Source organism: Candidatus Nitrospira nitrosa (assembly GCF_001458735.1).
In the GTDB taxonomy this organism is placed as follows: Bacteria; Nitrospirota; Nitrospiria; order Nitrospirales; family Nitrospiraceae; genus Nitrospira_D; species Nitrospira_D nitrosa.
In genome coordinates this window covers 532,076-556,086 of the sequence record NZ_CZQA01000008.1, presented here as the reverse complement: position 1 = coordinate 556,086, position 24,011 = coordinate 532,076, and the positions used below count along the sequence as shown (strand labels likewise).

The window sequence follows — 24,011 nt, the reverse complement described above, 5'->3', positions numbered from 1 at the left end:
TGCCCTCAATTCTCACTCCCGTGAGTCTATTCATAACGCAGCGCTGCCACCGGTTCCAGCTTTGCGGCCTGATTGGCCGGGTGGACCGTTGCGACAAAACTGATCAAAATAGCCGACCCCGCCACGAGCAACACGTCCTCTGCCAACACGTGCACGGGAATGGTCGAGATGTAATACACGCTCGGGTCGAAGGTCCAAAACGTTTGAATCAGCCAGAGAAACGCATAACCTAACGGGATTCCGATGCCGGTACCGGTGAATCCGATGATCAACCCGTTGAGCATGAAAATACGGCGAATGCTCTGCTTGGTCGCGCCCATGGCTTTGAGGATCGCAATTTCCTTCTGCTTCTCCGTGACGATCATGGTCAATGTACTGACGATGTTGAATGAGGCCACAATCGTGATCAGGACGAGGAGGAGAAACATCATCGTCTTCTCCAGCTTGAGCGCCGAAAAAAGGTTGCGATTCATCTGCATCCAATCTCTGGCTCCATGACTGAATCCTAACTCCTGTTCAATGGTGCGAGCGATATCTGCGGCACGAAACACGTCGGTGACTTTGACTTCCACGCCGCTCACGCTGGTAGCCATATTGAAAAATTTTTGGGCTTCGCCGAGCTCGATGTAGGCCAGAGACGAATCGTATTCATACATGCCGGAATGGAAGAGGGCGACGACGGCAAAGGTTCGGATCTTGGGAACCATGCCCATCGCACTGATTGGTCCAACGGGAGAGACCACATTCACGGTATCGCCGATAAACACCCCCAACCTGAGAGCCAGCTCTTTGCCCAGGATGATGCCTGGTTTTTCAACGGGACGCGGCTCCCCTTTGGGGTCGTCGGCAGGAACCTGCATCACCTTGATCGGTGTGAGGAGATCAACTAACTGTCCTGCCGTAATATTTTTGGCGAGCTCCGTCACATTCGCTTCTCGTTTTGGGTCGATCCCGCGAAGGACGATCCCCTGCACGCCTGATGGTGTCGTGAGGAGCACCTGCCTGAGGACAAACGGAGTTGCGGCCACCACGTCGGGTACCGTCTGAACTTTATCGGCCAAGCGATCATAGTCGGTCATATTCTCTTTGATGCGTTCTTGAACGATGATATGAGCGGTGGTGCCGAGAATCTTGCTTTGAATGTCCTCCCGGAATCCCGTCATGATGCCGACCGTTCCGATAAGTGCTGCGACGCCCAATGTAATACCGGCGATCGATACGAAGGTATTCAGCGAAATGGTCCGGTTCCGGCGCTTGGCGCGTAGGTAGCGGAGCCCGACGAAGATTTCAAAGGGAAGAGTCACGCTTAAGATTTCTCCGGTCGGAGCTGAGGAAAGAGGACGACATCTCGAATGGATGCCTGGTCGGTCAACAGCATGATCAGACGGTCGATCCCGATCCCTTCTCCGGCGGTTGGGGGCATGCCAAATTCGAGGGCCCGCAAGAAATCTTCATCGACGAGATGGGCTTCTTCATCGCCCGCTTCACGCTGAGCCGCTTGGCCTTCAAACCGCTCACGTTGGTCCAACGGATCGTTCAACTCGGAGAAGGCGTTCGCGATCTCTCTGCCGGCGATGAATAGCTCGAATCGATCGGTCAAGGCCGGATCTGCATCCTTGCGCCTCGCGAGCGGGGAAATTTCAATTGGGTAGTCGGTGATAAAGGTTGGCTGTTGAAGATTCGGCTCAACGGTTTCCTCGAAGATCTCGTTGAGAATCGCGAACAAGGTGGATTTGGGGTCCACGTGAACATTCAGCTGTTTGGCCGCCGTCAGGGCCTTGTCACGATCATGGAGTACTGACGAGTCGAGGCGATTCACCTCCAGAATGGCCTGATGGTAGGACCAGCGCCGCCAGGGTGGTGTGAGAACGATCTCTTTACCCTGGTATTGAATCACTGTTTTCCCCAAGACCTGTTGAGCCAAACCGGAGATCAATTCCTCGGTGAGGGCGATCAGATCCTGATAGTCCGCATAGGACATGTAGAATTCCAGCATCGTAAATTCAGGATTGTGAATCGTCGAGATACCTTCATTCCTAAAGTTGCGGTTGATCTCGAAGACTCGTGGGAATCCTCCGACGATCAGACGTTTCAGATAGAGCTCCGGTGCGATACGCAGATAGAGATCCACGCCGAGCGCGTTATGATGCGTGACAAAAGGTTTTGCGGCTGCGCCCCCGGGAATGGGGTGCATCATCGGGGTCTCCACCTCCAGAAACCCTCGCTCGATGAGAAATGATCTGATTCCGGCGATGATACGGCTCCGAGTAGCGAAGATCTGGTGGACTTGGGGATTGGCGATCAGATCCACGTAGCGCTGTCGATACCTGGTCTCAACGTCGGTCAGCCCATGCCATTTTTCGGGCAGCGGACGAAGGGCCTTACTGAGAAACGTCAGGTGATGAACCTCGACCGTGAATTCGTCCGTCTTGGTGCGAAACAACGTTCCGGTGACGCCGATCCAGTCACCGAGATCGAGTTGTTCGACAACGGTATAGGCCTGTTCTGACAGGAGATCTTTCTTGAGGTAGACCTGGAGGCGGTCGGATCCGTCTTGTAAGACGGCAAATCCCGCCTTGCCGAAACGCCGCAGAGCAACCACACGTCCGGCAAGGGTACAGGAGACCTTTTCCTGTTCGAGTGTTTCTTTATTTTTCTCTCCGTGCAGCGAGAGCAGGTCCCCGGCGCGATCTTTCACATCGAAGCGGGTTCCATACGGAGCGATACCGGCCGCTCGCAAGAGGTCAAGTTTCTTCACTCGTTGCTGCCGCTGTTCGTTCAGTTCATCCATTGGGTCTCTCTAAGTCTTCAGCGTTCATCCACCAGCTTCTAGAGATCGTCATCCTGATCACTCAGTGCTGGTGCCTGACTGCTCCCTTTTGTAATCTTTTTGGTGAGATAGGCTTCAATGAAGCCATCAAGATCGCCGTCCATGACGGAGGACACCACACTGGTCTGATGGCCTGTTCGGTGATCCTTGACCATTTGGTAGGGCTGGAAGACGTACGATCGAATCTGACTGCCCCACGCGATATCTTTCTTTTCTCCGACGATGGCGTTAAATTCGGCTTCTTTTTTCTTCTGCTCCAGTTCAAAGAGACGCGCTTTCAGGATCTTCATCGCCCCGTTTCGATTCTGAAGTTGCGACCGTTCGTTCTGGCACTGCACGACGATCCCGCTTGGGAGATGGGTGATGCGGATGGCGGTTTCTACCTTGTTGACGTTCTGGCCTCCGGCACCTCCCGCGCGGAAGGTGTCGATCCGCAGGTCCTTGTCTTCGACCACGAGGTCGATATCCTCGCTCAACTCCGGATATACGAAAACGGACGCAAACGACGTGTGCCGCCGCTTGTTGGAGTCGAACGGGGAAATGCGTACCAAACGATGGACGCCGGCTTCCGCTTTCAGGTACCCGTAAGCATAGGGGCCGGTGATTGAAATGGTGACGCTTTTGATGCCCGCTTCATCGCCGGCCAGCAGGTCCAACGTGTCCACCTTGAATTTCTTCTGCTCCGCCCACCGCACATACATGCGAAGGAGCATTTGCGCCCAATCCTGCGACTCGGTACCGCCGGCACCGGGATGAATTGCCAGAATCGCGTTATTGGGATCCAGCTCACCCGACAGGAGCAGCTCGACCCGCAACGTGGCCAAGCGCGGTTCCAGCCGGCTCAATTCGGCCGTGAGCTCCATCTCCAGGCCGGCGTCCCCGCTCTCTCGTGCCAGTTCCAGCAGTGCGCCCACATCGTCCATTTTTGTTTCGAGCTCTCGCCACTGCTGCAGCTCTCGTTCGATCGTCGTCTTTTTTCGGCTCACAGCAGCCGCAGCACGGGCATCGTTCCAGAAGTGCGGCTGGCCCATTTGCGCTTCGAGTTCTTGCAGCTCGGAGGTCATGTGAGCGAAGTCAAAGATGCCCCCGTAATTCCGAGACCTGATCCGCCAGGACCCGAACACGAGCGTCTACTTCTTCTAACATGCCACGATCCTCCTTCTTCGATCATGCCGGTGTGATGGCCGTCATGACTGGTTCTTTGCTGCGGAAATATCCAAACAGGCACAAAAGCGCGCAGAGTATAACACAGGCGTAGGCAAACACATCGCCGTAATAACTGTAGAAGGTAGGAATATGCCTGGTCGGGATCACGGCGTGGGAGGCCTGTTCCGTGAACAGAGGAGTCGTGTGGATGATCTGTCCGAAGGGGTCAATGAACCCGGAGATGCCCGTGTTGGCGGCACGAGCGAAGGCGACATGATTCTCCACGGAGCGAAAGACGACCATGGCAAAGTGCTGGGCAGGAGCTGAGGATGGCCCGAACCATCCGTCATTGGTGATCGTCACCAAAAACTCCGCGCCGTTTGCGGCGAACTGACGGACCAAATCCGGGAAAATCACTTCGTAACAGATTGCCACACCGAACTTGACGGGTCGTGAACCAGGGGAACCTTCTGTTCCCCATGACTTTGGCGTGAAGGAGAGCGTGGTCGGCCCCGGGCCTGCCTCAAAATCACCGATTCCCTCTACCAGCTTATCGAGGAAGAATAACAACGAGGATTTGAGCGGAATGTATTCTCCAAAAGGGACAAGATGGTATTTATCGTACCGCCCAAGCAGTGTCCCATCTCTCCCGAGCAGGTACGCGCTATTCAAGAGATACGGGCGGCGATCAGGATAAAACCGTAAGGCCGGGCTCCCGAGGAGAAGGGGCGCCTGGGCGCGTTCCGCCCACGCGACCAGTTGCGCCTGATACTCTTTTTCACGCTCCAAGATGAACGGTGTTGCGGCTTCTGGCCACACAACCAAATCGGTGCCGGTTCCTAGTTCGGCGGTCAGCCGATCGAATCGCTGCATGGTTTCATTACGGAAGGCCTTGTCCCACTTCACGGCTTGATCGATGTTCGGCTGGACGACTCCAACAGTAATGGAAGTGTTCGGATCTCGTGTATTGCGATCGTTCAAGACCGCCGAGCTGTAGACCCACGAGAGCACCATACAGGAAGCTGCGGTTGTGAGGAGCTCCCAGGGAAGCTTGACCGGGTGAACTCCTCTGAAGAAGGGCATGAGCCACAAGACCAGTTCCGCCAGAGCCAGATTCACCAGGACGATGAGGAATGAAATGCCGTACACGCCTGTATGGTCTGCGACCTGAATCAATTCCAATTCGCGGTATTGAGAATAACCCAGAAGGCACCAGGGCATGCCTGAGAGGAGGTAGGTACGGAGCAACTCAAGGGCCACCCAGAAGCATGGTGCAAAGAAAATCCCATAGCGTGGGATGAGGTCGCGCAGCCAGACGACGGCGAGACTGTAGAGGCCGGTGTAGAGTCCCAGGTACGAGGTCAGCAATAAGAGGATGGCGTAACTCACCGGTTCTGGAACCTTGCCGTACGTGGTCATGGCGGTGACAACCCAGGCCATAATGCCGGTGAACCCGATCAATCCGCTCAGCCAGCCGATCCAAAACGCCCGTAGCTTGGAACATTGGTCGAGTGCGAGGTGAAGAGGAATGAGGACGATCCAGGCCAGTAAACCCAGGTCGAACTTGGGGAAGCAGAGGGGTAGAAACAACCCACTCGCGCAGGCAAAGATGAGTTGGCGCGAACGAGCCCCGTCCATCGTACCGTACCTTAACGAAAAGCTTAGATGACTTGCAAGGGAATGCCCGAACAATCATCGACTTGAGAGGATGTCGGGTGCTTTTCCAGGTCTGGATGGGGTATGCTCAATTCTATGGAGCGTCGTCAGCATCGTCGGGTTCCCGCTCACGTGAAAAGCCTGGTCCGGGTGAACTCGCACGAGGTGGAAGGCGAGACCCGGGATGTGTCACTGAGCGGCGCCCAGATCGAAAGTTCCCTCGTGGTTCAACCAGGGAGGCACATCGCCGTCAAATTGGTTGTTCCAGGAGACGACACCCCGATCCTGATTGAACAAGCCCGGGTGCAATGGAATGTCGATCGAACCTTTGGGGTACGATTTGTCGATCTCCAACCCCGGGAGTTGGATGAATTGGAACAGCTCATCGACGACTATATCGCGTTGGATGAAGAAAGGCAGTCATGAAGCCCCTGAACCATCTGAACGAAACACAGTATGACGATCCTCGCAGCTGGATCGGTGGGGAAGCCACCGTTGGTTCCCAGGCGGGCCGCTATATCCGTCGCCAAGCGGGCCCACCCACCTCACTGCTCGGCGTGATCCTCGGTCTGACCTTCTTCAGTGGCCTGGCCCTGGGGAGCTCGCTGGGTTTGCTCTGTCGAAACAAGAAGTAAAAAGACCTCCAGACTACACTCCTTCCGTTGACGTTCTCCGCCTCCATTGCTAGGATCCTGGTCCTTCCATGAAGTGTTTACCTAAGGGGGATCAGATGCGCGGCACCACGTATTCTTCAATCCGACCGTTTCTACTTTCGATTGTGGTGATGATCGTCAGTATTGGGATTGCCCAAGCTACTGCTCCTGATGATGGGCATCTTAAGCGTCATGGAGGTCCAACCGAATCTCAGCCGCAAGGCCATCCAGATCTAGATCTCCTTCCGCTTTGGGCTGCTTTGGCGGGCAAGGCGTCTGGTCCCGTATCAGTTAGCTGGAGTCATCTCTGGGGTACTCCAAAAGCTGTGTACGGGATCCTATCAAAGGCGACGGGAGATTCCGAAGCCGCGGCCCGCGAGTTCCTTTCGTCGCAGGCAGCTCTCTTCAAGCTCGATGCAGCGCTCACCGGTTTTTCTCTTGCCAGCAGCCGTGAGACGCCGATGGGCCGCGTATATGTGTTTAGCCAAAGACCAGATGGCGTGCCGGTGTATGGTGGAGAGTTGAAGATTCATTTTGATCGTGCTGGCCACGTTGTCGGCCTCACCAATACGACTGTGCCGACGGCGAAATTGCCCATGGTGTTTCCTTCACTGAAGCCAGAGCAAGCTATCCAGACAGCGCATGGACAAATCCCTCCTGGGCTGAGTGATAAAGAGGAGCCGGTTGAAGGACCTAGACCTTCGGCCAAGCTGGTCATCTACGGCAACACGGGAACGCCCGCGCTCGCATGGGAAGTCGTTATCCCTACCTCTGGGCCGACCTGGCAGGTGTTTGTACATGCACAGACAGGGAGAGCGCTCGCGCCTGCACAGGATTTGAATCGCTATGCTACCGGGACGGGACAGGTGTTTCTGGTGAATGCAATCGTGGCTACACGCGACAATAACTTGAGCGATCAGGCCGACGCGGCTTCGGCTGTCCCTCAGTCAGCCTACCGCTCCGTGACGCTGGCGGGATTGGATGGCAACGGCTTTCTTGACGGGACCTATGCTTCCAGCAGCGCTTCGAAGCGGCGGGTATCCTCGGCGAGCCAGACGTTTGTGTTCGATCGCAACTCCGATGGCTTCAGCGAAACCATGGGCTATTACTATTTGGACTATGCCCAGCGCTATATCCAATCCCTGGGATTTTCCAATGTGAACAATCGGCAACAGGTGTTCAGTATCGATCGCTATAAAAAAGATAACTCCTTCTATCAATCGTCCACGAAGCGCATCACTTATGGGACCGGTGGCGTCGACGACGCGGAGGATGCCGATGTCGTGTGGCATGAATATGGTCATTCAATCCTCGATAACCAGGTTCCTGGCTATGGAACGACGTTGGAAGCGGATTCGATCGGGGAGGGTTTCGGGGATTATTGGGCAGGTACGCTTGGCACTCAGCTCAGCGGTGGGTTCCAAGACGTCTGTCTTGCCGAGTGGGATGCGACCTCTTACTCATCGGCAACACCTCCCTGTCTTCGCCGGTTAGACGGGACCAAGCATTACCCAGAGTCAGTCGTCGGCGAGGTCCACGACGATGGAGAAATGTGGTCCGCCGCCCTGTGGCAGATTCGGGCCGCGCTCGGCGCAACAAACGCCGATAAGGTGATTCTCCAGCATCATTTTCTGCTAACCCCGGACACATCCTTCAATCAGGCGGCCAATGCGCTGGTCACCGCAGCGATTGGGTTGGGCTATCCCTCTTCGCAGGTGAATACCATTCGGACTATTCTTCAGAACCGAGGATTCACAGTGACGGTGTAGCCGAAGAGCACCCAGTAGTGCCCAAGGCTGCTGATACAGTCTTTGCTGCCCGCGAGCGCCAGGCTCATCAATCCGCGCCATGTTTGGCATGACCTTTATAGGTGGCTTCGCCCGAGGGAGCTCTTCGGGGCTGCTCCGTCGAAACACAGGTAAGTAGCGCGTCTTCTACATAAACTGCCCCGGGAAACCCTTCCTGATACCAATTCTTTTTTCTCTGGTGCCAATTGGTGTCCAGCCGTAGGCTTCTCGCTAGAAATTGTTATAGCAGGAGCCGATCTGAACGCAACAGCAAGTGTGATGCGACGGATGTGTTGCGCTCGATCGGAGGAACATGCATGAAGGCGGATGGTCCTACTGTACAGCCGAAGGCAGAAGCCACTCGGCAATCGCTTGAGGATGAAGCGACTATAAAAGATGGGATGAGAGTTGGCATCATCCTCAGTGTTGTAAATTTTACCGTGTTGGGTTTTCTTCTTCTGGGTATTCAATGTGGTGTGGATTTTGTAGTTCCGGACATGGTTCTCTACAACAACAGCGGTTACGAGATCGAGATTTATCTTGGAAAGGAAGTCACCACCGTTGAAAAGGATTCATCAGGAATTGTTGACCAACCTGTGGCTTGTAACGGCTGGATACGAAAGTGTCCCAGAGGATACCAGCCGTTTGGGGCTGGCACGGTGAATAAGAAGTGGTCGTATGATGTGGTGTATCCGCCATCTAACTACAAAAGGAGAGTGAACTCTTCCAGGAGCGAATATCACTATCAAATTGAGGCTGATGGCACTATTTACCTTCTTGAGCCAGATTCCAGATTCCCCGCACACAACCTGCCGTCACAACCTCCCGGATTTCCAATGGTGCCCAAATATACTTGGGGGGAACGGGCAATAATCATGAATTGACGAATAGGCGTAGGCTTTGAAGTCTTCTGAAAGCTCATTCAGAGATCTGAGCGAAGTGTTTCCTATGCTGCACAGAATCAATCTGCGACCCGACTGATTCTGAAATAGAGGGGTTATTCTTACTTAGGAGCTGGCCGGTCAACTTTCTGATGCACCCATCTAGCTGGAGTGTCAGCGGCGGAGATAAAGGCTTGGCCGAAGCCGAGTACGAAGTGGGCGTCGTCGAGTCTCAATTCCCAGAGAGCGAAGTCGCCAAATCCAAACATCATCTCAGCTTGAGGGAACCGTTCCAGATACCGTTCCTTCATCGCGGAATAGGACGGCGCATTGGGCGACAACACTACTGCCTCGCCTTGGAGATTTATCCGCTGCAATGCCAGCGGGTTTTTCTCGAGCCTGTCGGGCTCGGCGAGGAACAGCGACACTCGTTGATCGGCTAAGAGATGCTGTGTATGGAGTGCCAGGCGGCTGAGATGGAGATACGCTCTGGTCCAGTCGGATCCGAACACATAGGGCACATGTGATCCAAATGGTCGTCCGGCTCGCATCGTGAGCAGCACGGCAGTGCGAACTTCTTTCGCTAGTGCCGACCATGCGTCGTGAACGTTTTCACTGGTCAACGCGGTTGCCATGGGCAATGGCCCTCCCGGTTCTGAATAATTTGAGGCTTATCGTACAACGGAACATCAATTAACATACTACCTGTCAGGAGGAATCACTACCGTGGCACTTGTGTCGAAGCGAATTCCATCTGCCTCTTGACTCACTTCAGTGTGAGGCCTATGGTACCAGAGTGGGAGGAGTTAACGCCCCGAGGGAATATGGTTCAAAAGGGGGTCGAGTGAAAGAGGATGGTGTGCAAGCCCAGCGTTGACTGGGAAGCCTAAAATCCTCCCAAGATCTCCGCCGTACCTGATCGTCCTCGGTTAGGTGCGTGCTCCTCCCACCCTATGCGCTCCCCCGTGCTCTCCTTCTTCCGAGCCATTGTTCTCTTGCGTGGCCGCTATCCAATTACGCGAAGTTACGTGCACAACTGGAAGCACCTGCTATACTTTGTTCGGTTGATGCACTCTGTGGGTTATGCGGTCCTCCTCCATCATGAACGTGTTTCTCCTGAGCATAGTGGCTGGCCTGCTCTTATGCCCGATCGTGAGCTATGCCGAGCTCTATAAATGGATCGATGAACAGGGGGCTCTCCACATTACTGATGCACCGCCTGCCGGTACGCACAAGAAATCCAATCTGACGGCGGTGCCGGCTCCGCAATCTGCATTGTCGAAGAAGACCAGAGTTCGTTCAGCCGCACCCGAGCCGCCTCGTGCGGAGGCTCACCCGCTTCCGGCCCCCAGCGTGACCTCTCCAGCTACTGAAGAACTCCCTATTCAGCTGACGATCGAAGGGCTCAACCCTTTTGAGGCCATGTTGACCAGTCCTTGGCAAGTCTTCGACAGCAGTGAAAGGGACGCCAGAGCGCCAGTCCAATCGTGGAAGGATAAACAGGGTCTTGATCACGTTGTCGACGTGTTGCCGGCCGCGAAGGGCGGCGCAGAGGCGGGGAGCAAGACGAAAGACCCGTCTCTCTCACGCTCCACACGCAAGGGTAAGGAGCAAGCTGCGGGCGTCTTGCGTTCCGGTCGCCAAGCAACAGAATGAAGCCATGATGATGGATGGATGGCCAGGACAGAAGATCAGAACCGTCGCATGGGCGACTGTTTTGTTCCTTCTCGCGTTGTCCCCGCAGAATGCGACGGGGGCTGTCTCCAGAGCCTCTGCTGCGTTCTCTGATGACGGCCGGCTCCTCCTAGTCCAAATGGAGGAGTTAGCGGTGTGGAATCTGGAGACGAAGACGCTTCTGGCGAAAATCCCAGACCTTCCCTGTCTACAGATCGCCTTGATGAAGCAAGAGGGGTGGGTCCTGTGCGTGGGGCACAGCGTCACCATCTACGACTGGAAGAATCGCGTTGCCGTCGCCACGATCCCCTCAGAATCGCGCGAACCCTATCAGTTGCTTGCCTACTCGAGTGAGACCGATCAGCTGATTCTCCGTCATGGGAACGAGGCGGTCTCTGTCTGGCAGCTGGGCAAGAAGCTTATACCGCTGAAACATATCGCGCTGGATCAGAAGAAAGACCAGTCGTCGGTCGCGGCCTCTCCCGATGCCAGGCAATTGGCGATTGCGCAAGGTCATACGATCCATCTGTACGACTTGAGAGGGACGACCATTCGAGATGTGACCGTCGACGGCATTGTGCAGGAGCTTCTCTTTGCACCGAACAGCGCCACCCTTGCGGTGAACGTGAGTCGTGCCGTGCTGTTCATTGAGACAAGCGGAGCGACGGTCTCGGCTCGCACGACGTTGCCAAGTGTAGAGGGAACGGGGGCGCAGATGGCGCTTCAGCGCTTCTCGCGTGACAGCCAGCGGGTGGTTGCTGAGAATGGTGAATCGAGTTATGCCTTGATTGACGTCGGCACAGGCAAGTTAGTCGCCTTGACGGAGTTTCTCTATGAAGACCATGAGAGGGGAGTGCGCGTGCCGAGCCATCTGCATACTGTCGATATCACGGCCGATGGGGAGTATCTAGTCGGACAATCGGATCATCTCTCCACGCTCCAGATTTGGGACTTGTCGACGGGAACGATGTTGCCGGATCTGTGTGGACATGATTGCCGTCAAATGGGCACCCGTGTGGGACTGCTGAAATGGTCACCGGCCGGGGCCAAGGTGGTTATGGTGTTGCAGGGAGGCCTAAATCCAGAAGTGGATGGAAAGGTCTCCGTTTGGGATGTCTCGTCACATGCTCCAGAGCTGGTATTGGATCCAGGCCAGTCACAGGCCAAGGTCTTGGCAAAACGAACGGCGCCCCAAGACCCGGTGCCGGCGGCCTCGCCTGCGCCGACTGCGGCGCCGGCGTTTGTTCATACAATGGCGGTGCGTGCAGTGGCAGCTTCTCCCGGTGCAAACCAGCTTGTGACTGCCAGTGATGACGGGTTTCTGAAAATATGGGATCCAGGACAGGGCATGCTCTTGCGTCAACTGAAACTGCCTGTTCCGGCCAGTGCTCTCGCGTTCAGCTCCGATGGCGTTATCCTGGCGGTGGGAACCACTCAAGGGGAGATTCGTTTGTGGGAGACGCATAGCTGGCGAGAGTTTCCCCCTTATACAAGTGGAGAAGGACAGATCAACGCCTTGCAATTTCTTCCAGGCAACCGTGTTCTGGTCATTGCAGGAGAACAGCCACACGTGTCGATTGTGGATCTCGTCACCAGGGCAGTTGTGAAAGAGCTGGTGCATATCAGCCGGTCACCCCCTTGTGTTGGAAAGGCCTGTGCAAAGAAGGGAGCTGGGCAGGGGGAGATCGTCGAAGGGTTGAGCCTCTTGGATGGGACGGCGTGGCTCATGACAATCTCGCGAGCCGGTCGTCTCGTGTGGGACAGCGCGAGCTGGCGCGAGGTAGAGAAACCGGCAGGTATTCCGGAGGTCTGGTCCGGTCTGGGATGGAACCAGCCCCTTGTCTGGACGACCACGCGAACCCGCGATCCGAAATCCATGACGCTTGCGATTTGGGATCCCAAACACAACGCCGTGTGGGCCAGCCTGGACACCTTCACCAATCGAGATACGGAGGTTGATCATGGACCGCCCATAGGGTTGGGGACAACCATAGCCGTCGATCCACAACAGCGATGGGCCGCGACTCGTGTGGGAGAGCGTATCTCCATCTGGGATCTGTCGGCCCGAACCAAACGGAAGACCTTTCATGTCAGGACGCCGTCTCATCTGTATTGGACGAGTGATGGGAAGCACCTGATCGTGTCGACGGTCAACCGAAAAATTCTGGTCTGGTCTCTTGAGACAATGGCCCCGGTTCACTATCTGCGCGATCCCTCCGTCACTCGATAGAGGCATTCGTTTCCAGCACAGGTCTATTTCTGGTTCGGGTGTTCACCATCCGGTCCCATTGTTTCCGAATAAGTTTTGTGATACCACACAATCAACGCTAGTCTTCAAGAGAGGGTGAATGGCCACTAAGAAAGCATCCGCAGCAGAGGCTGAATCGAAATCTTCCGTTCCTCGCTCCACTCCCGAACCAGTCGCGACCAAGAAAGCCGCAGCGAAACCAGCGGAACGGGTCACTGCGGTGGAGATGGGCGCTCGTCAGCGGGAAATTTCCGTTTCGGAATTTTTCACAAAGAACCGGCACCTGCTCGGCTTCGACAACCCACGCAAGGCGCTGCTGACCTGTGTGAAAGAAGCGGTCGATAACGCGCTTGATGCCTGCGAGGAAGCTGGGATCCTTCCTGATGTGACGGTCCGACTGGAGGTCGTCTCAAACGGGCAACCGGTTGCGGCAAGCCAAGCGAACCGATTTCGTGTGACGGTGACCGACAATGGCCCCGGTATCGTTCGCCAACAGATTCCTCGGATCTTTGCGAAGCTGCTGTATGGGTCAAAGTTTCATCGCTTGCGGATGAGCCGTGGGCAACAGGGCATCGGAATTTCAGCAGCCGGCATGTATGGGCAGCTGACGACCGGCAAACCGGTCAAGATTATTTCCCGCATCGGACCGAAGGCCGCCGCGCATTTCTTCGAAGTCCAGATCGATACGAAAAAGAATGAGCCGTTGGTTCATGAAAATAAGCAGATTGATTGGGAGCAGCCACGCGGTACGCAAGTCACGCTGGAAGTGGAAGGGAAGTATCAGAAGGGGCGTGCATCGGTCGATGAATGGTTGGAGCAGACCTCGATCGCCAATCCCCACGTCAAACTGATCTATCATATGCCGGAAGGGGAAACGAAAGAATACGCGCGCACCTATCATGAGCTCCCGCCGCAGCCACGCGAGATCAAGCCGCATCCCTATGGGATCGAGTTCGGCATGTTGCTCAAGATGCTGCAGGATACGAAGAGCCACACAGTTGCCGGGTTTCTTGAGAGCGATTTTTGTCGGGTGTCCACGCAGATCGCCGAGGAGATTTGCAAGGCGGCAAAGGTATCACCTGAGGCCAAGCCACGCGAGCTCAAGGGACCTGTGGCCGAAACCCTCTACAAGACGCTGCAAGAGACCAAGCTCATGGCGCCGCCCACCAATTGCATTTCACCGATCGGTGAGAAGGCCATTCTTTCAGGACTCTATAAGCAAATTAAGGGTGAATTTTATACGGCCGTCAGTCGGCCGCCGGCCGTCTATCGTGGGAATCCCTTCATCATCGAGGCCGGACTGGCCTATGGCAACAGGCCACAAGATCAGCACAAGCCACAGCAGCCGACCATGCCGAAAGCCGAAGGTGAAGACGACGAGGAAGATTCAGAGCTTGCTCGCGTGATTCGGTACGCGAATCGCGTGCCCCTGTTGTATCAACAATCAGCCTGCTCGACCTTCAAGGCCGTACTCAGCACGACGTGGAAAAACTATGGGCTGAGCCAGTCGCGTGGAGCTTTGCCTGGTGGGCCGATGGTGATCTTCGTGCATATGGCATCGGTGTGGGTGCCGTTTACAAGCGAGTCCAAAGAAGCGATCGCTGATTACGATGAGATTCAAAAAGAAATCACGCTGGCGCTTCGTGAGTGTGGCCGGAGGCTCGGCCTCTTCGTACGTCGTCGAGAACGGGCTGCGAGCGAGTTTCGTCGCCGCAATATCTTTGAGCTGTATATCGAAGAAGTCGTTGAGGCATGTAATCGGCTCAAGGGAGGCAAGTTACCAAAAGAAAAATTGAAGGCGCAGCTTCAGAAGATCGCTTCTACCCGCACCGGCGGCCAAAAAACTGATCAGGCCTTGGGTAAGACCGGAGCCGGTCCTGAAGGGCTGCCGCATTCCATCATCGTCACAGCTGAAGGCATCGAAGGCGAGACGGCGGTGGCCAGTCAAGTTGAGGCTGATCAAGCGGGAGCGGCGCCGAAAGCCACATCGGACTTGCTGGGGGAGATACCGTCTGTTAGTGCGCCGCCTTCGAAAGAACAAGCGGTCAACATACATCGTGCTGAGAAATCACTGAAGAAGGTAGCCGTAAAATCTGAGCAGACCACGTTCCTGGCAGGCAAGTCTGGTTTAAAAAAGAAGCCTGCCAAACCGGGTAAGTCCACCGCTTCTCGGAAACATAAATAGGACATCATGACGACCAAGACAAAGCAGCCCACCGTGGTCGAGAAAAAGTTAATCAGTCTGGCGGATATCGTCATCCAAGCGGCCGAGCGGTCGAAGGATCCAACGCTTCAGATTCCGATTCGTGCCCTCTCGAATGTGTCCTTCAACGAACGGAAGGGCCTCATCGAGATGGGGAATAAGAAGCAGGAACGGTCGTTCTTCAACGTCGGTATGGCGAAGCGCTTCATGCAGACGGTCCTGGTCGCGGATGCGCTCTCCGAGTTGCAGCGCGCCGATCTCACGACGTCGCTTCGAGAAATTTACTACCGCACGAAACACACGATCAAAGATTCTCACGAGAATACCTTCGATGCCCAGGACGAATCCGATCCGGTCATTGAGGATCTCGAGGTGTCGCTCGCCGCGCTTCGCGAGGAGCTCCATGTCAGTGCCGAAAATCGAGGCAGCATCGTGGGGCCGGTGATCTTCGGTGATGACGGGGACCGTGTCGATTGTTCGAAGCTCGGCAAGGGCGGCTACTCCGTTCCCTCGATCGTCGAGCCGGAGTATCTGGAGATTCGGCGCTGCACGGCGGACTTCGTGTTGCTCGTCGAGAAGGGCACGCAGTGGAACAGGCTCTCGGAGGACAAGTTCTGGCGTCGCTATAACTGCATCCTCCTGACCGGAAACGGTCAGCCTCCTCGGGGTGTACGGCGTTTAGCCTGTCGGCTGCACGAGGAACATCGGTTACCGGTTTATGTGCTGGTCGATAACGATCCCTGGGGATACTACATCTATTCCGTGGTCAAACAGGGATCGATCAACCTGGCCTTTGAGAGCGAACGGATGGCCATTCCGAAGGCCAAGTTCGTGGGCCTGTCGAGTGCCGATCCAGAGAACTATGAGCTGCCGCGTAATGTCGGCATCAAGCTCAACGACAAGGATATCGCCCGTGCGAAGGAATTGTTGAACTATCAGTGGTTCAAGAAGCCGGCCTGGCAAGCGGAGATCAAGCGTATGCTGGCGAGTGGATTGAAATACGAGCTTGATGCGTTAGCCAACAAAGATTTCCAGTACCTGACCAAGAAATACCTACCGAAGAAGCTTCAGGAACGGGATTGGTTGGATTAGCCCGCACTATTCATGACCGCTTCTACTACAACCGCCGATACGCTGCTACGACAAGCCTGGCCATGGTTTTATCATGGCCAGGCGCGCAGGCTCGCCCCTTCGCGACCTCAACATACTGTTTCAAGTATGCTTCGGTCTCTCAGCGCTCCGCGTGCCCGTCTCGCATGGCGTCTTGGCGGTTTCATTACGAACCGTCTGAATAATGTGGGCTAGCCTCCTTCTGCGAACCGGTAACACCGTGCATCGGCCATGAAGCAACTACCTGCCTGGACCGCCTCCCTTCGTGACTGGCAACAACGAGCCTTGTCTGCGGTCTGTGCCAATCAGTCGAAAGACTTTCTGGCGATGGCTACCCCTGCCGCGGGTAAGACTCGCTTTGCCCTACGCGTCGCGCATGAGTTTATGGCCAAGCAGGCCGCAGTGCGGGTGCTGGTCGTCTGCCCGACTAATCACCTTCGAACACAATGGTCGGAAGCCGCAGGGAAGATCGGACTGCAGCTCGATCCGACTCTGACCAACGATCAGCCGGCGGAAGCTTCCGACTACCATGGTGCAGTGGTCACCTACCAGCAAGTTTGTCTGGCTCCGGAGACCTTTCAGCGGGTCTGCAAGAGCAAAAAAACCCTGCTCATCTTTGATGAGTTGCACCATGCCGGTGACGGGAAGAACTGGGGGAAGGCGCTTCGTTCGGCATTCGAGCCGGCAGTCTTTCGATTGATTTTGTCCGGTACGCCGTTCCGGTCGGACAACAATCCAATTCCATTTATTCGATATGAGCATGACGAAAGCCGAGCCGATTTTGCCTATGGGTATACCGAGGCGATCCGTGACAATGTTTGTCGGCCGATCGTCTTCCCAAGCTATGAGGGTGAGCTGAGCTGGCTGTCCGACGGCCGTGAACATCAGGCGACGTTTCAGGACGGGTTAAAATTCAATCGGCAACGTGAACGGTTGAAAACGGCGCTCCTGCAAGACACCTGGCTCGGCCCCGTCATCACCGATGCCCATGCCCAACTGACGCGCCTTCGGAAAGAAGAGCAATCGGATGCCGGTGGACTGATTGTCTGTATGGATCAGGACCATGCACGCTGGGTGGCAGAGCTGGTTGCCCGCGTGACCGGGACGAAGGCAGAGGTGGCGGTGTCGGATGATCCGGCTGCGTCACGTACCATCGAAGAGTTTGCCACGCATAAGAAGCAACAATGGTTGGTGGCGGTCAACATGGTCAGTGAGGGTGTCGACATTCCAAGACTCCGTGTTGGGGTGTATGGCACGAACGTGATCACGGAAATGTATTTCCGGCAGGTCGTAGGCCGGTTCGTTCGAATGCAGGAGGGGTTGCCGAAGCCGCAACGGGCCTGGCTCTATCTGCCGAAAGATCCTGTCTTGGTGCACTATGCCAAGCAGATCAAGGCGGAGCGCGATCATGTGTTGGAAGAGATCATGCCGGCAGGGCAGCGGGATCTCTTTGGGCGGGTGACGGTCTCGACGAATGAGTATGTGCCTTTGATGGCCGTGGCTCGGATGGATAGCCTGATTGGGGAAGAGGAGACGCGAGCGGAAGGTGATACGGCTGTCGTGACGGAACCGGCGGTCTCGCTCTATGAACAGAAACAAGACCTACGAGATCTTCATCGATTGCTTGTCAGCGCCGTGTCCAGAACCAGCGGCATTGATCATCGCCGCCTGAATGCGGAACTCATTGCCCGCACCGGGAGCCGTGTCGATCAAGCAACGGTGGAACAGCTCAAGAAGCGCATTCAATTACTCGAGAAGTGGAAGGATCGGGGGTACGACGGAAAACGGTGATTGGTGTAGGAAGACTGGACTTACCACGAGTTCTTCAAATTAAGGAGGGCAGCAGAATCGTCCAAATCAACGCCGGGGGGAACTCCGAGCCCGGAAACGGTCGTGAGCTTCACCGGTTTTCTGGTTCGTTTGGTGGTGGATCGTTGGGTCAGTGTTTGGCGGAGCGACTCTTCGATGACGGCCGTCATCGATTTGACGATGCCGTAGGCCAAGCGTTTAGCCGATTTGAGGAATTAGTCATCCAGTAGAATTGTTGTACGCATGCAGTAGAGCGTATCGATGAGACATCGATATGTCAAATGTCTTGTTGCGTGAATGTGAAATTGATCGCGCACACCGGCAGTCGTGTTGATCATGTGACAATTGAGTCTCTTCACAGACACATCGCATTGCTCGAATGTTGGCCGGAGCGGGGTTATAATGAAAGGCGGTGATGGCCTCAAATCCGTTGAGGCAAAAAGCGGAGCCATAGGAATCTGAACTGGTTTGACACGATCAGTTTGTTGCGGCTTTTTCTCGCAGTGGAAGTAGGCCATGTACTCATGCTTATGGCTTACATGCTTTGGCTTCCCAGGAATGTAACGACATGCCCTCGGAGAGCGGCAACGAATCGATGGAAGTTGAGATCTTCAGCGGGTTGCGTAATTTTTGTTTTCGGAGAATTTGTGGCCATAATGAAACAGGCTGCGCTATACAGCCGCTCCAGCACCAGACGGCGGCATAGGAGTTCGTATCGCTTGCTGTAGGAGACCCCGTGATATCGCTGAAGGGATGTCTTGTGCTTGAGGTATAGCTCCCCTCGAAATTCGGGATCGACGGGGAAGTAGGGCTCCTTGTTAGTAACGGGGGTTTTGACGTTCTCGCGATCCTCCAAAAGGAACAGATACCCCAGAAAGGGAGGAGGCGACTGACCGAATCGGCCTTCCCGGAAGGCCGTCCAGATATCTTTGGCACTGCCGACCGCCTCCTCAGACCGGTTGTTGACATTGTTGCCGATCGATTTCCCGGCTTGTGATTTGAATTCCATGGCCAAAACCAACACATCGTTGGAGACCACGATGAGATCCCATTTCTTTGTGGCTCTGAAATAGCCTGGTAGCTCAAGCGAGGTTCTTGTGCGGATATCGACTTTTTTCAGCCCGGCGTCGCACAGGATGTCAGACACCAAGACTTCCAGCGCACCCATCTGAGTTCCGCCTGTGACCTCGCCGCGAGTTCCGGCGTCAATTTTTCCTGATTGGACCTGTTTCTCTTTATTTTTCCGACGGGCATTCCAGTAATTTTGGACGGCGGCTTGCAGTCTCTTGTCAATGTTCAAGCGCAGCCTCCATTGTTCGTGCATCGATCTCATACAGATCCAACGCTGCTATGGTTGCAAGAGTCTTGTCACGAAGTCGGAAGGCCTCTCTCAATTTAAGTGAATGGATTGTGGGGAGGGCCTGAGGTGCAGGGACTCGAATTCGACGGAGGTACTGCGCTTGGAAACGCAAATAGCCGCCACGCATGCGGACTCCATAGGATTCGACAAAAAATTGTCCGACCTTCGACAGTAGGAGACCGCCGAGGACTTCCAGATCCCAAACATCCGATTGAATGAAATATAGGTTATGGTGCGGATATGTTTCACCGCGATCTAAGACTGGCTCGAGGGCATTTTTGATATCCGGGATGTACAGTTTGTGTGTATGGGTGAGTGTGTGGTTGACGCGGTCGATTGTTTTGTACCATTTGTCGGCGCTCTTTTCCGCTGTATGGCGCTTCTTCAGAGCAGCCGCGTGATGTTCGTAGTAAGCCTGTAACTTCGGATAAGCTCTCAGATCAACGAGTCCCTCGGCTTTCCATGGATTCACGAGATAGTGCCCGGACCATCGCACTGTCCCAGCTGTTAGATCTTTCGCAAGTGCGAGCTTCAGCAGGCGTGAAGACTCCACCAGCTCAGGATCTGTTGTGATATAGATGCGATCATGTCCGGTGGCCACACCTATTCCCACCCTGGCGCTCAGTTCAAGAGGGGGGAATTGGTCTTCCAAGCGCCGAAGCAGCGCCAATTGTTCCGGCGAATGACAGGGCCACGGGGCGGATCCCTTGAACCATGTTTTGACCACGGCGCGATGAATGCCTTGGGGTAGGAAAGTTCGGTTGTGTGTCTTGAGCGTTGCCGCCAATTGGCCAGGCTGAACGTGTTCGGCCTCATGATTTGCGCTGGCCACAATTGTTGATTGCTGTGTGCTACATCGAATCACCGTGATGGCCGGGTAGGCGTCCACGTCATCATCGAATGCATTGGCGTGGTGCATGCTCAGGAGTATTTCAACGCTGTATGCCGAACTTATGAGCTGCCGTAGTTCTGCCCCATATTGATTGCGCATCCACCGATCTGCGCAAATAAATGAGCACACCCCGTTGGGCTTTAGTTGCCGAAGGGCAGCCTCGAAAAATGCCACATACAGATCGGCTCGTCCTCGCATCGTCGGATAGGTGCTTCGATATACCGAGGCGGTCTCTTCCGGAATATCCTCAAGGCGCACATATGGAGGATTTCCGATAATAAAATCAGCTTGTCGGTGGTCGGCATCGAGCAGGTAGTCTCGGGTTTGAACCCAGGCGTCGGCGAGTTCTTTTGCTTGAGGGCCGGGTGTGCCATGATGAATGAGGGTGGCTTGTGCGGCTGCATGTGCGCGAGCCGCACTATTCTCATCCAGCTCGTATGCGAGTAAGGAGCGCTGGCAGTCTGACAAGGAGCGACCATGTTTTTGGCACGACATCAATAGGCGTTCGATCATCGGGCCAAGAAATGCCCCGTCACCAGCGGCTGGTTCGATGGCTAGGCGGTCAACTAGGTTCTCATCCGAACGATAGCCGCTCAGGTCAAGGAGCAGTTCAACCACCCAACGCTTTGTGTAGACGACGCCTTTGGACTCGGTGGGTGAGATAGGCAATGGATGACGGACGGGAGCAAGCAGCGGAAGCTGTATGCCTCGTGTGGAAACTGCTGGAGTAAGATAATTATTTGCCACGAGGGTCCTGATCTCTTTGAGAGATTCGATGAGAAGAAAGTGGGGAGATGTTAGCTTGTCTTCGCGCTTGGTTCAAGGTTCGTTCGTGAGGGATGGTTTGGTGATTCAACCCATGACGGTTTCTTTCTCACGAAGGTGTTTATCAAACACAAACGGCCCAAACGGGAGAAGAGACGCCAGAAAGGCCTGGAACGAAAACCTGTTGTCCCATTGGTATGTGGTTCGTAGCTTGGCCAACTGGCCGATGTTGAGTAGAAACAAGACTCCGTGAATTGCCTCGACGACGGTGACGACTCTCGGCATTCCCATCAGTTACTTCATCGGCATCGCCACACACAGCAACGCGAGAAATGAACTGCCTTCGGCCAAGGCTGTCATCCTGAATCTTTGGATCTCGCTCATGAGTGACGCTCTTTCGTTTCACCATTGCCAACGGATAGGAGATGGGCATTGTCACGGACTTCTGATAGGGCTGTCAACGAAGCGTGGTAGCCGCCTGCCGAGCGCTTGTGTCAGGGAGCCTACTGATCCGATGTCGCTCGAGAGGGAGGAACTCAATATCGGCTGTCACGCCGCGGTGAGGGGGGTGTGAAGGTAAACTATGAGACTCCCATGCCCTTTGTTACACCCTGTCCTTGTTTTACGGAGTAAGTTTGACCACTTTATGGATTGTTGGCTATAGTGGCACATAGTGGGCTGTGCTGATTCTTCGTGAAAGGAGAAGCTCGATGCGTATGATGAAGGTGGCCGCCGACCGGCATATCGTGCTTCCCAAGCGACTGTTTCAGCCTGATGATACGGTTCTTGTGATGGCCGAAGGCGATACCGTGGTCATCAAGAAAGTGCGTCCGCGACTCTCGTCACTCGCCCTGCGCGCTCGAGGCCGGGCCCTTCCGATGAAGGTTGTGGTGCGTGAAGTGCAAGCCTATCGGAAACGTCGCCGCTCGGCATGAGGGTCGTTGCCGATACGAATGTCATCGTGTCGGCCATGCTCTGGATCGGTAGTCCTCATAGAATCCTGGTCGCTGCGGAAGACGATCGCCTGACTCTGTATACCTCTCCTGCACTTCTCCGTGAACTCACAGGAGTCTTAACCCGTCCCAAGTTTGCTTCACGGCTTCGCGAGCTACAGGTCAGCGCCTCAGAACTGACAGCCGATTACGCACGATTAGCTTACCTCATGAACCCTCAGCGCATCAGGCGTGTTGTCGCTAACGACCAAGCGGATGATGAAGTGCTTGCTTGTGCGCTGGCCGCGCGAGCCCACTATATTGTGAGTGGAGATTCCGATCTCCTTCGATTGCGGTCGTTCCGAGGAATTGTAATCCTTTCACCAGGCACATTTGTTAAGCAGAAACTCTCCAGTCTAGCCTGATCTCTGCAACGTAGCGTCAGCGTCGTAGGCTGGCCAACTTTCTCAGAAGCACGCTGTCTTGTTAACGAGCGCTTGCGTCGGGGAGCCGGCTGATTCGTGGACGGTCGAGAGGGAGGAACTCAATCTCGGCTGTCACGCCGCGGTGGTCGGATGGCCAGATCGCATCACCATTCGGGAGTCGGCCTGGTTGGTCAAAGGCCAGCGTGCTTGAGTGCACAACGGGACTACTCCCCGTGCCTTCGTCTAGGACGAAAATAAAATCGACGCGACGATCAGTGGTGGGCCAATCAACGTAGATATTTTGCCAGACGGTTCCACCTGATACACCTGGATTGACGGCCCGGAAGACGTCGATGAGTCCCGGCTCTTTTTGCCATCCCATGAGGACCGGGGATTGCTCGCCCGCATTCAAGTCGCCCATGAGGATGGCGCGTCCCGTTCCTTGGTGTTCACGGAACAACTCGCCGACTCGTTGGAGCTGGCAGTCATCTCCCTTTGCGGTGTGGGCGGAAAAGATCTGGACCGGCCCATCCGGCGCGGTGATCTCAGCCCGCAAGAGAATGCGAGGGTCCAGTCGACGCTGACAGCGGGGCAGGTCGTAGACTTCTGAAGTGGCGATCGGGTATCGACTCAAGATCGCCGATCCTTCCTTGAAGCCGATGGCTGCGGTGATGAGCTTATCGACCAAACTGAGGCCGAAGATCCGTTCCGTGGCCGGTGCGAATACCATCTGATACCCCAGCGCCTCGGCGATCCGTTGCGGTACATTGCCATGCTTCCGGCTCTCTGAGGCTTCTTGAAGTGCGATGATATCGGGCTGCAACCGCCGCAATTCTTGAATAGTCATCTCCAGCCGCTCCTCGAGGTGCGTGCCGCTTTCGAAGAATCCCGACCATCCTCCATCGTGCAGCAGATTGTATGTGAGGACACGTAGGCGAGACGGGGCACCTTGGCCTGGTTCAGCCATTGACGGCAACGGGAAGAGTCCAAGTATGGCGGTAAGCCAGAGGAAGATATGAAAAGTGCGGCGAAACATCTCTCAATACCATACGCCGATTCCAGTAAGCTTTCCAGCGGCCAACGATGCTCTCTGAGTGCGGAAAAGATGATCGCAATGCCTCCGGAAGGTACTTCGACAAGCCTGTTGTGAACCACTGAGAATGGCCGACCACCAGTGCATTTCCGGAAGGCGACAGTGGACCGTCCTTGCACAGACTTTTGAGCGGGTGCTAAGATCCGACCGTCAGAATAGTTTAAAATCGGTACGGAAACATCATGCCAAACATTACGTTACTTGTGTCGCCTAGTTGTGGGGCCTGCCCATCAGCGAAGAGCTTGTGGAAGCAATTGAAGGTGAAATACAGTTTTTCTTATCGGGAAGTGGATATCACGACGAAAGACGGGCAGGAGTTGGCTGATCGGCATTCTGTGCGGGCTGTGCCCGCGACGATCATTGATGGGCGGCTGACGTTCGTTGGTGTGCCGAGCCGGGAGAGCGCGGAGAAGGCGCTCCAATTGAAAATGAAACAACGGGAAGAAGGGTAGAGGCATCATGGAAGAAGAGGATTTTGAGCTACCAGATCTTCCCCGGATTGATAAGGGCCCTCCTCCCGACTGTCCAATCTGCGGCGACCCCATGT

The 24,011-nt window shown here is 55.2% G+C and carries 22 protein-coding genes; 13 read left to right on the top strand and 9 right to left on the bottom strand.

Annotated elements, in window-relative coordinates; all coding sequences use genetic code 11:
- Positions 1-26: 26 nt before the first annotated feature.
- The 4 genes from COMA1_RS11485 to lnt form a co-directional block, all read right to left on the bottom strand.
- On the bottom strand, positions 27-1,304 hold the full coding sequence (locus tag COMA1_RS11485; protein WP_090748552.1) for a lipoprotein-releasing ABC transporter permease subunit: 1,278 nt from the start codon (positions 1,302-1,304) through the stop codon (positions 27-29).
- Between the two features lie 2 nt (positions 1,305-1,306).
- Positions 1,307-2,791 carry a lysine--tRNA ligase gene (gene lysS, locus COMA1_RS11480; protein WP_090748550.1) on the bottom strand — a complete coding sequence of 495 codons (1,485 nt, stop codon included), beginning with the start codon at positions 2,789-2,791 and terminating at the stop codon, positions 1,307-1,309.
- Between the two features lie 38 nt (positions 2,792-2,829).
- Positions 2,830-3,976 (bottom strand): peptide chain release factor 2 gene (prfB, locus tag COMA1_RS11475; RefSeq protein ID WP_218055362.1). Its coding sequence is split into 2 segments (ribosomal slippage): positions 2,830-3,906 and positions 3,908-3,976, totalling 1,146 coding nucleotides; the frame shifts between segments, so codons are not numbered across the junction.
- 21 nt (positions 3,977-3,997) lie between these two features.
- Positions 3,998-5,614 (bottom strand): apolipoprotein N-acyltransferase, encoded by a 1,617-nt coding sequence (lnt, locus tag COMA1_RS11470; RefSeq protein ID WP_090748548.1) that lies wholly within the window; start codon positions 5,612-5,614, stop codon positions 3,998-4,000.
- A 102-nt stretch (positions 5,615-5,716) separates the two neighbouring features.
- Between lnt and COMA1_RS11465 the strand changes: the two genes are divergently transcribed.
- The 4 genes from COMA1_RS11465 (at position 5,717) to COMA1_RS11450 (ending at position 8,956) form a co-directional block, all read left to right on the top strand.
- On the top strand, positions 5,717-6,058 hold the full coding sequence (locus COMA1_RS11465) for a PilZ domain-containing protein (RefSeq protein WP_090748546.1): 342 nt from the start codon (positions 5,717-5,719) through the stop codon (positions 6,056-6,058).
- Positions 6,055-6,267 (top strand): hypothetical protein, encoded by a 213-nt coding sequence (locus COMA1_RS11460; RefSeq protein ID WP_090748544.1) that lies wholly within the window; start codon positions 6,055-6,057, stop codon positions 6,265-6,267. The genes COMA1_RS11465 and COMA1_RS11460 overlap by 4 nt, the downstream gene beginning before the upstream one ends.
- 68 nt (positions 6,268-6,335) lie before the next feature.
- A complete protein-coding gene (locus COMA1_RS11455; RefSeq protein ID WP_090748542.1) occupies positions 6,336-8,054 on the top strand; it encodes a M36 family metallopeptidase in 1,719 nt (572 codons plus the stop codon).
- 335 nt (positions 8,055-8,389) lie between these two features.
- Positions 8,390-8,956: a hypothetical protein gene (locus COMA1_RS11450; RefSeq protein WP_090748539.1), complete on the top strand. Its 567-nt coding sequence runs from the start codon at positions 8,390-8,392 to the stop codon at positions 8,954-8,956.
- A gap of 119 nt (positions 8,957-9,075) precedes the next feature.
- Here COMA1_RS11450 and COMA1_RS11445 read toward each other — a convergent pair whose 3' ends face one another.
- Positions 9,076-9,588 carry a HugZ family pyridoxamine 5'-phosphate oxidase gene (locus COMA1_RS11445; RefSeq protein ID WP_090748536.1) on the bottom strand — a complete coding sequence of 171 codons (513 nt, stop codon included), beginning with the start codon at positions 9,586-9,588 and terminating at the stop codon, positions 9,076-9,078.
- 466 nt (positions 9,589-10,054) lie between these two features.
- Here COMA1_RS11445 and COMA1_RS11440 point away from each other — a divergent pair, with 466 nt between their 5' ends.
- The 6 genes from COMA1_RS11440 (at position 10,055) to COMA1_RS20640 (ending at position 18,227) form a co-directional block, all read left to right on the top strand.
- Complete coding sequence (locus COMA1_RS11440) at positions 10,055-10,609, top strand: DUF4124 domain-containing protein (protein WP_176698001.1); 555 nt, start codon at positions 10,055-10,057, stop codon at positions 10,607-10,609.
- A 4-nt stretch (positions 10,610-10,613) separates the two neighbouring features.
- Positions 10,614-12,857 carry a WD40 repeat domain-containing protein gene (locus COMA1_RS11435; protein WP_141654315.1) on the top strand — a complete coding sequence of 748 codons (2,244 nt, stop codon included), beginning with the start codon at positions 10,614-10,616 and terminating at the stop codon, positions 12,855-12,857.
- Positions 12,858-12,975: 118 nt separating this feature from the next.
- Positions 12,976-15,060, top strand: a complete 2,085-nt coding sequence (locus COMA1_RS11430; RefSeq protein ID WP_245631013.1) for a DNA topoisomerase VI subunit B — start codon at positions 12,976-12,978, stop codon at positions 15,058-15,060.
- A 6-nt stretch (positions 15,061-15,066) separates the two neighbouring features.
- Positions 15,067-16,170 carry a DNA topoisomerase IV subunit A gene (locus COMA1_RS11425; protein WP_090748527.1) on the top strand — a complete coding sequence of 368 codons (1,104 nt, stop codon included), beginning with the start codon at positions 15,067-15,069 and terminating at the stop codon, positions 16,168-16,170.
- 249 nt (positions 16,171-16,419) lie between these two features.
- Positions 16,420-17,979 (top strand): DEAD/DEAH box helicase, encoded by a 1,560-nt coding sequence (locus tag COMA1_RS11420; protein WP_090748524.1) that lies wholly within the window; start codon positions 16,420-16,422, stop codon positions 17,977-17,979.
- The gene (locus tag COMA1_RS20640) at positions 17,976-18,227 is read left to right on the top strand and encodes a hypothetical protein (RefSeq protein WP_141654314.1); all 252 of its coding nucleotides are present in this window, start codon (positions 17,976-17,978) and stop codon (positions 18,225-18,227) included. Before COMA1_RS11420 ends, COMA1_RS20640 begins: the two co-directional genes overlap by 4 nt.
- 305 nt (positions 18,228-18,532) lie before the next feature.
- On the opposite strand, the gene COMA1_RS11410 is transcribed toward COMA1_RS20640, so the two are convergent.
- The 3 genes from COMA1_RS11410 to COMA1_RS11400 all read right to left on the bottom strand — a co-directional run bounded on the left by COMA1_RS11410 (position 18,533) and on the right by COMA1_RS11400 (position 21,305).
- Complete coding sequence (locus tag COMA1_RS11410) at positions 18,533-19,297, bottom strand: PaeR7I family type II restriction endonuclease (protein ID WP_090748518.1); 765 nt, start codon at positions 19,295-19,297, stop codon at positions 18,533-18,535.
- Positions 19,287-20,996: an Eco57I restriction-modification methylase domain-containing protein gene (locus COMA1_RS11405; RefSeq protein WP_141654313.1), complete on the bottom strand. Its 1,710-nt coding sequence runs from the start codon at positions 20,994-20,996 to the stop codon at positions 19,287-19,289. The genes COMA1_RS11410 and COMA1_RS11405 overlap by 11 nt, the downstream gene beginning before the upstream one ends.
- Positions 20,997-21,101: 105 nt before the next feature.
- Positions 21,102-21,305 (bottom strand): DUF3817 domain-containing protein, encoded by a 204-nt coding sequence (locus tag COMA1_RS11400; protein ID WP_090748514.1) that lies wholly within the window; start codon positions 21,303-21,305, stop codon positions 21,102-21,104.
- Between the two features lie 419 nt (positions 21,306-21,724).
- On the opposite strand from COMA1_RS11400, the gene COMA1_RS11395 reads away from it, so the two are divergent.
- Together COMA1_RS11395 and COMA1_RS11390 are read left to right on the top strand one after the other, a co-directional pair.
- Positions 21,725-21,949 (top strand): hypothetical protein, encoded by a 225-nt coding sequence (locus COMA1_RS11395; RefSeq protein WP_090748511.1) that lies wholly within the window; start codon positions 21,725-21,727, stop codon positions 21,947-21,949.
- A complete protein-coding gene (locus tag COMA1_RS11390; RefSeq protein ID WP_090748508.1) occupies positions 21,946-22,371 on the top strand; it encodes a putative toxin-antitoxin system toxin component, PIN family in 426 nt (141 codons plus the stop codon). The genes COMA1_RS11395 and COMA1_RS11390 overlap by 4 nt, the downstream gene beginning before the upstream one ends.
- 61 nt (positions 22,372-22,432) lie before the next feature.
- Here the strand turns inward: COMA1_RS11390 and COMA1_RS11385 are convergent, their stop codons facing one another.
- Positions 22,433-23,407, bottom strand: coding sequence for an endonuclease/exonuclease/phosphatase family protein (locus COMA1_RS11385; RefSeq protein ID WP_090748505.1), 975 nt, complete (start codon positions 23,405-23,407; stop codon positions 22,433-22,435).
- A 239-nt stretch (positions 23,408-23,646) separates the two neighbouring features.
- Between COMA1_RS11385 and COMA1_RS11380 the strand changes: the two genes are divergently transcribed.
- On the top strand, positions 23,647-23,916 hold the full coding sequence (locus COMA1_RS11380; RefSeq protein WP_090748502.1) for a glutaredoxin family protein: 270 nt from the start codon (positions 23,647-23,649) through the stop codon (positions 23,914-23,916).
- Positions 23,917-24,011: the final 95 nt, after the last annotated feature.